The following is an 8839-nucleotide window of genomic DNA, read 5'->3' as shown; positions in this document are numbered from 1 at the left end:
AGAAGACTTTTGTCGAAAAAGGTCCTACGTCAGCCTTATCGGAGCTTACACAACTAAAAGAGATGGTGCGGAATGCCTTATATGAAGTACGTCGCATTATCTATGACTTGCGACCGATGGCACTTGATGATCTTGGTTTGATCCCGACATTACGAAAGTATCTGGCTACGGTTATGGAGTACGAGAAAGGAACTATTATCCACTTCATGAACAATGGTCAAGAAAGACGGTTCGAATCAAATATTGAAGTAGCCATTTTTAGGCTGGTTCAGGAATCTGTTAACAATGCACTCAAACATGGTAATTCAAGGGATGTATGGGTGAAAATTGAATGGCTTCGTGATACAATGAATATTGTAATTAAAGATAATGGACAAGGCTTTGACCAAAGCGAAACAAAAGAAAAATCATTTGGCATTATTGGGATGCGCGAGCGAATCGAATTGTTGAAGGGCGAGATGAAAATTATGTCTGCGGCTGGCAACGGAACGACTGTGCTTTTCCGCATTCCACTAGAAGACGATATAATTGTTGAATAGGGTATTGGGAGGGAAAGAAAATGACAAAAATATTAATTGTGGACGACCATCAGCTTTTTCGTGAAGGTGTGAAACGGATCCTTGATTTTGAAGACTCGTTCGATGTTGTCGGAGAAGGCGATGACGGCAGCGAAGTGAATGAACTATATCGAAAGTATGAGCCAGATGTCGTTTTAATGGACATCAATATGCCGCGAATGAATGGTGTCGAAGCGACTGAACAGCTTCGGAAGGAATTCCCGGAAGCGAAAGTCATCATGCTTTCAATCCATGATGACGAATCGTACGTCTCGCATGCATTAAAATCGGGCGCACTTGGATATATGCTGAAGGAAATGGATGCGGATGCGATTGTACAAGCAATTAAAGTCGTAGCTGCTGGAGGCTCCTACTTGCATCCGAAAGTGACGCATAACCTGGTGGCTGAATTCCGCCGTTTAAGTGAGCGCGAATACAAAGGTTCATTCCAACAGAGCGAAATTCGCCGTCCGCTCCATTTGTTAACGAAGAGGGAGTGCGAAGTACTTCAGCTGTTAACAGACGGCCAAAGCAACCGGACGATTGGTGAGACGCTGTTTATCTCTGAAAAAACAGTCAAAAACCATGTTTCGAGCATATTGCAGAAAATGGGCGTTAACGACCGGACACAGGCAGTTGTCACTGCGATTAAAAACGGTTGGGTTGAAGTGAAGTAAGGAACGACAGGAACTAGGCATAAGGGATAGTAGACGGGTTAAGCCCGCTGCTTCCCATTTACCATTTTTAATCTAAGGGCTATCCATTTGGAATGGCCCTTTTATTATGTAGGAGGTAGACGTATGAAGAAACGATCATTGCCCATCATGCTGTTCAGCATTCTCCTTGTCTTAGGTGCCTGCAGCAAAGATGAGGGTAAGCAGACAAGCCAAGGCTCTGTCGATGATGGAGAGGCGGCAGGAGGATATGGATCGATCGATCATGGCGTCGATGAAAAAGGTGTAGGGTTCAATTTGGCAGGGGGCGCAATCGAAGAAGCACAAAATGTCCCGGCTGAAGAAAAAGCGGCGATTGTGGACACTTTCCAGGCGTACATCGACGCATTTAATCAAAAGGACATCGATACTTATCTATCTGTCCTTTCTCCAAACTCGGAAAGCTTTACTCTAGAGGATGAACGGGCTCTTTTGCAAGAGACGTTCAAAGATTATGATGTCACACGGGAAGCGAACGATGTAACAATCGTCAAGTACGAGGAGAACGAAGCGCAATTATTCGCCAAGTTGAAAACGACATTCAAGCAGATTGAATCAGGTTTGGAAACCAAGCCGTCAGGGCGACAGGTCACAGTTTTCAAAAAAGAAGATGGCCAGTGGAAAGTGGACTCGATCTATTATATAGGGGACGAGGAAAAGAAATAAGATTGTGTATGGCTGCTTGCCGAATCAACAGATTTGTTGATTGGCAGGCGGTCTTTTTTTGATTTGAATCGGACATACTGTCAAGAGAGAGCAAAATTTCCTGTGGATTGCTAGTTGTATTTGCCTGGATATTGGCATATACTAAAGAGTATAGAACGTACGTTCCTTTTGTTGAAAGGAGGAAGTTGTGATGCCTTTAATCCCAGCAAAGGCATTGCCGCATTTTGAGAACATGATATATCTACCGATGCTGCTGACCATTTTAGAACGGGATCGCCAAACGATTGAAAAAGGCCCCTTTAAATTGAAGGGCCCTTATTTAAAAATGATTGAAAATGCGCTGCTAAGCGTCCAAAACGAATTAACAGACACCTCGATGTACTTGCGACGCCATAATATGAAGGTGATCCGCAGTAAAATGGATGACACGTTTACCGAATATATCTTCATGAATGGCGGCTATGAGGATCATCGGCGTTATTTGAATGTCCGTTTACGAAACCGAACGGAAGAGTTGCTGCAATTTTATATTACAATGGCGGGAAACCGGACGAATCAATCGGGTCTGAACAAGTAGGCTGATTTATTCAGGAGATGCTGTTTTTTTAAAAAATCTTTCTCCAAAAATCTGGCGAAACAATATTGCCGCCACATTGTATTGGCTGAGACCGCTAGTTTAATTTTCCGGCCATTTTCTAATGAGACAACGCATCCCAAAGGATCCGGCTCGATGAAGTCAATGGCTAAACAGTTGATCCATACGTTTTGATCGGAAGAAGACGATAGTGTAGGAATGAAGATACATGGTGTGTCGTATGCGTGCGCAAGGAGTATCGGGGTTTTGTGGACATTACCTAAAACAATCTTAGCGGTTTTCGTCAACACTTGAAAAGAGCTGCCATAAAAAGCGGCGGAGCTTTTCATAATATGTATCGGTTTCTTTGGAACGTCCAACTCTCTGTCCCGCTCAATCACATATGTGAGAATCCGATTTCCGAACCGAACGGGTTGCAGAACAAAGGTGCTAAACGATACTACATAATTGCCCATTTGTTTTTCCATTTCCAATTACACCCTTTCCTTATAAAAGTTACTTTCGTAGCCTATTGTAATCCAGTTGAAATATAAAGCAACCAAAAAGATGAATAATTTTGACTAATTTTAAAAATGAATCTTTTTAGCTATGAAGTTTTAGGCTGAGAATGGATTGTATATAGATGTTTATACCTAAACATATCCATTTAAAGGCTATTGAATAAAAGTAAACACTTATAAAATGGATGCTATTAACACTGAGAATAATAGAAATAGAAAGACGTTAATAGGTAATTTATAATGAGATGAACAATTGGCATTCATTCAACAGGAATTAATTATGCAAGTAAACTGTGTAAGACTCCAATTAAAAAGACCTCCCAGTTGGAAGGTCTCCTAGCTTTATTGATTTTGATATTCAATCGCTGCTGCACCAAGTGTTTTCGCAGCGATGAGCATGGAACGCTCGTCGATGTCAAAGCGCGGATGGTGATGCGGGTACGCATCGGTAGGCATGGCACCTGTAAAGAAGAACGTGCCCGGTACTTTCTCAAGATAGTAGGCAAAGTCTTCGCCGCCCATTTGCGGTTTTGTTTCGACAAGCGCCTGAATATCGGGAATTTGCTTGGCAACGTTTTTCAAAAATTCGGTTTCTGCCACATGATTTACGACAGCCGGGTAGCCCCGGAAATAATCGAATTTGATCTCACAATTGTTGGCAATTGCGGTGCCTTCGACGACACGGGCCATTTCTTGTTCCATCAGATCACGTGTATCTGGATTGAATGTGCGCACTGTGCCGCCGAGCTTTGCAGTATCTGCAATAACATTGAAGGCATTATCCGCGACGAATGAACCGACGGAGAGAACAGCTGAATCGATCGGGTCAACCCGGCGGGAGACAAGTTGCTGAAGATTCATGACAAGCTGCGACCCAATGACGACTGCGTCTTTCGTTTGATGCGGCGAAGCGCCATGTCCGCCGGCGCCTTGGATGGTGATTTCAAAACGGTCTGCGGCCGCCATGACAGGACCGGCTAAGTATTCGACAGCACCATACGGGATAAGGGACCAAAGATGGGTTCCGAAAATGACGTCAACACCGTCCAGGCAGCCATCTTCGATCATGGAAATGGCACCGCCTGGAGCAAATTCTTCCGCATGCTGATGAATAAAGACATATTCACCGCTCAAGTTCTCACGGAGTTCATGAATTGCTTTCGCAAGCTGGAGCAGGGTTGCGGTATGTCCATCGTGTCCGCACGCATGCATGACACCTGGGACAGTCGATTTGTAGGGCACGTCCTTTTCATCGTTGATTGGCAAGGCATCGAAATCGGCACGAAGTGCTACCGTTTTTCCTGGGCGCGCACCCTTGACGCGGGCTACCACCCCATTGCCGCCAACACCGCTGCGAACCTCCACTCCAAGATCCGCATAGAAATCATGGATATATTGCGCCGTCTTCACTTCCTTGAAGGAAAGCTCCGGATGCATATGCAAGTGGCGGCGGATGACCACCATATCCTCATACGCCTGGTCCAATTTTTCAAACAGCTGCTCATTCATTTTCAAAACCCCTCTCCCGAAACATTTTCATTTTTCATATTATATCATATGTTTCGAGTCCCGCAATAAGTAGAAAGATAGGGGATTATGCCTCATCTTCCCGTTTTGCTGTGTACGTTGTAATATAGGAAGCACTTGTGAAAATATGTGTCGTATTGTCTACAAATTCACGGGCTGCCTCAGGATCATGCGCTTCTTTGAAAGCGGAGGAGTTTTTCCAACGGTCAAAATCCGCCGGCCCATTCCATTCTGTCATTACAATGTACGTCTCAGAATCGAGCGGGCGTAATAACCGGAAGGCTACGAAACCGGGCTGGGATTCAATGGTGCCGGCCTGCGTGGAAAAGCGGTGTTCGAATACCGGGCGGCCTTCATCTGAAACTGGAATATTATTGCAAACGAAGTAGCCCTCATCTTGCAGATTTCCTGCCGAACTGATCACTTCATAACGACGAGGTGTCTGGAACACGGATTTCCCTTCTGTCTCATGAAGGAGAAGGGAGGCGCCGCTGCCATGCATCAGAATCATCTGCTTGGAAGCATGCTTCTCTTTAATTTTTTCCATAAAATCTCTTGTACCTGTTGTCATATAGATATACATTGACAAACCCTCCTTAACTAAGTGCACTAATCATATTTTCCCCGAAACGGCCGAATCAAACAAGCGATGGCAAAATGATGGCGCCTGTCCCGCACAAATTTATGACAAACGGGTTCATTTGCTATACAATCCGGCCGTAGTCGTCTATATTGGAAGTCGGATAACGATATACATGATAATCATTATAAAAAGAAAGTGGGAATCGATTGATGACGACATTTAACGATACACTGCTTCGCGCCGCGAAAGGCGAAAAAATTGACCATACACCAGTCTGGTATATGCGCCAGGCGGGACGTTCGCAGCCCGAATACAGAAAAATCAAAGAGAAATATTCGCTGGAAGAGATTACGCATCAGCCAGAATTATGTGCATACGTTACGAAATTGCCGGTAGACCAATACAATGTGGATGCGGCAATTCTCTATAAAGATATTGTAACACCGCTTCCGGGCATCGGTGTTGATGTGAAAATTAAGCCGGGTGTGGGACCGGTAATCTCCAATCCGATCCGGACTGTCCAAGATGTACATAATCTCGGGGACTTCTCTGCTGAGGAGCACATCCCATTCGTAACGGATACCATTAAATTGCTGACGCAGGAACAGTTGAATGTTCCTCTTATCGGTTTTGCCGGTGCACCGTTCACTTTAGCAAGCTACATGATTGAAGGCGGGCCGTCACGCAGCTATAATTTAACAAAATCCTTTATGGTGTCTGAACCGGAAACATGGTTCGCTTTAATGGACAAGCTTGCAGAAACGACGATTGCCTATATTGAGGCACAAGTGAATGCCGGCGCGAAGGCAATTCAAATTTTCGATTCTTGGGTAGGGGCGCTAAATGTCTCGGATTACCGGATCTTTATCAAACCGGTCATGACGCGCATCTTCTCGGAACTCCGGAAATTAAATGTGCCGCTCATCACTTTTGGCGTTGGGGCAAGCCACTTGGCGAATGAATGGCATGACCTTCCTGTCGATGTGGTCGGTCTTGACTGGCGTTTGTCGATCAAAGAAGCGGGAGAACGTGGATTGACGAAGCCGCTTCAAGGAAATCTTGATCCGTCTCTGTTGCTTGCGGATTGGTCTGTCATTGAAGAACGGGCAAAAGCAATTATTGAACAAGGTGTTGAGCACGGCAGCCATATTTTCAATCTTGGCCATGGTGTTTTCCCTGAAGTACAGCCGGCCACATTGAAAAAGCTGACCGAATTGATTCATGAATACAGTGCGCAATTGAGAAAATAATTCCATAGATGAGGTGAATGAAATGACGAAAAAGAAGATGGGCCTATTGGTGATGGCTTATGGCACACCGTACAAAGAAGAAGATATCGAGCCGTACTACACGCATATCCGGCACGGCCGTCCACCGGCTCCTGAACAATTGGAGGATTTGCGTTCTCGTTATGAAGCGATCGGCGGCATTTCCCCGCTGGCTAAAATCACTGACGATCAGGCGAGCGCGCTTTGTAATCGTTTGAACGAAATGCAGGATGATGTCGAATTCCAATTGTACATTGGATTAAAGCATATTACACCGTTTGTGGAAGAAGCAGTGGAGCAGATGGCGAAAGATGGCATAAAAGAAGCGGTTTCGATCGTCCTCGCGCCGCATTATTCTTCCTTCTCCGTCAAATCCTATAACACGCGTGCAAAAGAGGAAGCGGAGAAATACGGCATTTCAATCACCTCGGTGGAAAGCTGGTATCAGCAGCCGAAGTTCATCAAATATTGGGCTGACAAAATCCGTGGCACTTTCGATCGGATGGGTGCAGAAGAACGAGAGAAGGCATGCTTGGTCGTTTCTGCACACTCTCTGCCAGAGAAGATCAAACAATTTGGCGATCCTTACCCGGATCAATTGGCGGAAACAGCTGATTTGATTGCAAAAGCGGCTGATGTAACACAATACGCTGTCGGCTGGCAAAGTGAAGGGCAGACAGGAGAGCCATGGCTTGGGCCGGATGTCCAGGATTTGACACGTGATTTACACGAACAACATGGGTATACATCATTTGTCTACACGCCTGTCGGCTTTATTTCCGATCATTTGGAAGTACTCTATGACAATGACCATGAGTGCAAGGTAGTTTGTGATGAAATCGGCGCGGCCTACCACCGTCCTGCAATGCCAAATACGGATCCGTTATTTATTGAAGCAATGGCGGACGCAGTACTTGGTCAGATCAAATCAGCCTGATGACAGGAAGTGATGATGAGATGGAGAAGCAAAACAAAAAGGTCGTCATCGTCGGAGGCGGCATAACAGGTTTAACAGCCGCCTTCTACCTTCAAAAAGAAGCGGAAGAAAAAGAGTTGGATGTGGAAATTCTTCTAATTGAGGCCTCCAATCGTCTTGGCGGCAAAATACAGACGGTCCGCCGGGATGGTTTCATTATAGAACGGGGACCGGATTCGTTTTTGATTCGGAAGAAAAGCATGGACATCTTGGCTAAAGATCTTGGCGTCGATGATCAGCTTGTACGCAATGCGACGGGACAGGCATATGTCCTCGTAAATGATAAATTGCATCCGATTCCACCTGGTTCCGTCATGGGGATTCCGACGCAAATGGGACCGTTTTTCAAATCAGATCTCTTTTCCATCGCTGGCAAGCTGCGGGCAGCAGGGGACATGGTCTTATCCCGTTCGGGCATTGAAGGCGACCAATCGCTCGGTTCTTTTTTCCGGAGACGTTTTGGAGGGGAACTTGTCGAGAACTTAATTGAGCCGCTGTTATCCGGCGTGTATTCCGGCGACATCGACCAGATGAGCCTCGAAGCGACCTATCCTCAATTTTATGCAGTTGAGAAAAAGCATAGAAGTTTGATCCTTGGAATGAAAAAGACGACACCTAAACAAGTTCCACAAAAGAATGGGCATGGCGCTGCGAAAGAAGGAGCGTTCCATTCTCTCCGCAACGGACTCGAGACGATTGTAGAGGCGGCGGAGCGTGCATTGAAGCCAGAGACAGTTCTGAAGGGCGTACGAGTGGAGCGGATTGAGCAAATCGATAACCAATCCGTGCTTCACTTGAATAACGGCAAAAAAGTGAAGGCGGATGCGGTCATTTTGACTACAGACCATGTGACGACCAGTCAATTATTTGCCCCATATGGCCTGCTGCAAGAGCTTGGGGAGATACCGACAACTTCCGTTGCGACGGTCGCCCTGGCGTTTCCGGCGGATGCGGTTGTTCAAGATATGGAAGGCACTGGATTCCTCGTTTCCAGACGAAGTGACTATTCCATCACGGCTTGTACGTGGGTTCATCGAAAATGGCCGACAACTACGCCGGATGGAAAGGTATTGCTGCGTGCGTTCGTAGGGAAGGTCGGGGACGAAACAATTGTCGATTTGCCCGACGAAGAAATCGAAAAGATTGTGCTAGCCGATCTAAGCCGGATTATTACTATCAAAGGGAAACCGGATTTCTCTGTGATTACCCGATTCAAAGAAGATCGCCCGCAATATCGGGTCGGCCATAAAAATAGGGTTCGGACTGCCCGGGAAGAGCTGAAACAAAAGTTTCCGAACATTAAACTAGCAGGGGCTTCATATGATGGCGTCGGCCTGCCAGATTGCATCGATCAAGGCAAAGCGGCTGTCGAGGAAGTATTAACTGATCTGTTTTAAAAGTAGAAGCGTTCCCCTACGGTCCAGAGGGCTGCCCCGTGCAGCCCTTTCTTTTAT

10 protein-coding genes are annotated in these 8839 nt (G+C 45.9%); 7 read left to right on the top strand and 3 right to left on the bottom strand.

Features of this window, described 5'->3' with window-relative positions; translation table 11 throughout:
- The 4 genes from NCCP2222_RS13745 to NCCP2222_RS13730 form a co-directional block, all read left to right on the top strand.
- On the top strand, positions 1–539 hold a 539-nt coding region (locus NCCP2222_RS13745), incomplete at its 5' end, for a sensor histidine kinase (protein WP_248512927.1).
- 20 nt (positions 540–559) lie between these two features.
- On the top strand, positions 560–1234 hold the full coding sequence (locus NCCP2222_RS13740; protein WP_238082967.1) for a response regulator: 675 nt from the start codon (positions 560–562) through the stop codon (positions 1232–1234).
- A 123-nt stretch (positions 1235–1357) separates the two neighbouring features.
- Positions 1358–1936 carry a YybH family protein gene (locus NCCP2222_RS13735; RefSeq protein ID WP_248512926.1) on the top strand — a complete coding sequence of 193 codons (579 nt, stop codon included), beginning with the start codon at positions 1358–1360 and terminating at the stop codon, positions 1934–1936.
- A gap of 190 nt (positions 1937–2126) precedes the next feature.
- Positions 2127–2513 carry a YhjD family protein gene (locus NCCP2222_RS13730; protein WP_248512925.1) on the top strand — a complete coding sequence of 129 codons (387 nt, stop codon included), beginning with the start codon at positions 2127–2129 and terminating at the stop codon, positions 2511–2513.
- Here NCCP2222_RS13730 and NCCP2222_RS13725 read toward each other — a convergent pair.
- The 3 genes from NCCP2222_RS13725 to NCCP2222_RS13715 form a co-directional block, all read right to left on the bottom strand.
- Positions 2492–2998, bottom strand: a complete 507-nt coding sequence (locus NCCP2222_RS13725; protein WP_248512924.1) for a competence protein ComK — start codon at positions 2996–2998, stop codon at positions 2492–2494. The genes NCCP2222_RS13730 and NCCP2222_RS13725 overlap by 22 nt on opposite strands.
- Positions 2999–3373: 375 nt before the next feature.
- On the bottom strand, positions 3374–4540 hold the full coding sequence (locus NCCP2222_RS13720) for a M20 family metallopeptidase (RefSeq protein WP_248512923.1): 1167 nt from the start codon (positions 4538–4540) through the stop codon (positions 3374–3376).
- An 85-nt stretch (positions 4541–4625) separates the two neighbouring features.
- Positions 4626–5141, bottom strand: coding sequence for an antibiotic biosynthesis monooxygenase family protein (locus tag NCCP2222_RS13715; RefSeq protein WP_248512922.1), 516 nt, complete (start codon positions 5139–5141; stop codon positions 4626–4628).
- Between the two features lie 209 nt (positions 5142–5350).
- On the opposite strand from NCCP2222_RS13715, the gene hemE reads away from it, so the two are divergent.
- Genes hemE through hemY form a run of 3 tightly spaced genes read left to right on the top strand, consistent with a single transcriptional unit; the run spans position 5351 to position 8782 of the window.
- Positions 5351–6391 (top strand): uroporphyrinogen decarboxylase, encoded by a 1041-nt coding sequence (gene hemE / locus NCCP2222_RS13710; RefSeq protein ID WP_248513069.1) that lies wholly within the window; start codon positions 5351–5353, stop codon positions 6389–6391.
- Positions 6392–6413: 22 nt separating this feature from the next.
- Positions 6414–7346 (top strand): ferrochelatase, encoded by a 933-nt coding sequence (gene hemH / locus NCCP2222_RS13705; RefSeq protein WP_248512921.1) that lies wholly within the window; start codon positions 6414–6416, stop codon positions 7344–7346.
- Positions 7347–7366: 20 nt separating this feature from the next.
- The gene (gene hemY / locus NCCP2222_RS13700; RefSeq protein WP_248512920.1) at positions 7367–8782 is read left to right on the top strand and encodes a protoporphyrinogen oxidase; all 1416 of its coding nucleotides are present in this window, start codon (positions 7367–7369) and stop codon (positions 8780–8782) included.
- Positions 8783–8839: the final 57 nt, after the last annotated feature.

Source organism: Sporosarcina sp. NCCP-2222 (assembly GCF_023168145.1).
Classification (GTDB): domain Bacteria; phylum Bacillota; class Bacilli; order Bacillales_A; family Planococcaceae; genus Sporosarcina.
This window is presented reverse-complemented; position numbering and strand designations above follow the sequence as displayed.

Coding starts and splice junctions, on each gene's coding strand:
- NCCP2222_RS13740 (WP_238082967.1), top strand. CDS start 560: ATGACAAAAATATTAATTGTGGACGACCATCAGCTTTTTCGTGAAGGT.
- NCCP2222_RS13735 (WP_248512926.1), top strand. CDS start 1,358: ATGAAGAAACGATCATTGCCCATCATGCTGTTCAGCATTCTCCTTGTC.
- hemE (WP_248513069.1), top strand. CDS start 5,351: ATGACGACATTTAACGATACACTGCTTCGCGCCGCGAAAGGCGAAAAA.
- NCCP2222_RS13730 (WP_248512925.1), top strand. CDS start 2,127: ATGCCTTTAATCCCAGCAAAGGCATTGCCGCATTTTGAGAACATGATA.
- NCCP2222_RS13715 (WP_248512922.1), bottom strand. CDS start 5,141: ATGTATATCTATATGACAACAGGTACAAGAGATTTTATGGAAAAAATT.
- NCCP2222_RS13725 (WP_248512924.1), bottom strand. CDS start 2,998: ATGGAAAAACAAATGGGCAATTATGTAGTATCGTTTAGCACCTTTGTT.
- NCCP2222_RS13720 (WP_248512923.1), bottom strand. CDS start 4,540: ATGAATGAGCAGCTGTTTGAAAAATTGGACCAGGCGTATGAGGATATG.
- hemH (WP_248512921.1), top strand. CDS start 6,414: ATGACGAAAAAGAAGATGGGCCTATTGGTGATGGCTTATGGCACACCG.
- hemY (WP_248512920.1), top strand. CDS start 7,367: ATGGAGAAGCAAAACAAAAAGGTCGTCATCGTCGGAGGCGGCATAACA.